Genomic DNA, 375 nt, shown 5'->3' with positions numbered 1-375 from the left:
TCGGCCACCTTGTTGAAGATGTTCGTCCACAGGTGGCCCGCGAAGGACAGCACGTTGTTCTTGTGGACCAGCGTGAGCTTCTTGCGCGGACGGGCCTGGGCACGGGCGAAGGCGTCACGCACGACACGCTCGACACCGAAGGCCGTGTTCACGGAGACCTCGGTGGCGACCTCGTGCGGGGTGCCCTTGCGGATGGTGCCTCCGTTGCCGGTGTACGGGCCCTCGGTGCCTTCGCGGACGACGACGAAATCGATCGCCGGCTCGCCCTTGAGGGGCGTCTCGACGCCCGGCAGGAGCTTCGACGGACGCAGGTTGACGTGGTGGTCGAAGAGGAAGCGGAGCTTCAGCAGGAAGCCGCGCTCCAAGACGCCGGAC

At 66.9% G+C, this 375-nt stretch carries 1 protein-coding gene; it reads right to left on the bottom strand.

Translation table 11 applies throughout. The annotated features are described in order from the left end of the window. A partial coding sequence (locus IQ210_RS47020; RefSeq protein WP_265584767.1) for an isocitrate/isopropylmalate family dehydrogenase occupies positions 1 to 375 on the bottom strand: 375 nt, incomplete at both ends.

It is taken from the genome of Streptomyces justiciae (genome assembly GCF_015163075.1).
GTDB classification, from domain to species: domain Bacteria; phylum Actinomycetota; class Actinomycetes; order Streptomycetales; family Streptomycetaceae; genus Streptomyces; species Streptomyces justiciae.
This window is presented reverse-complemented; position numbering and strand designations above follow the sequence as displayed.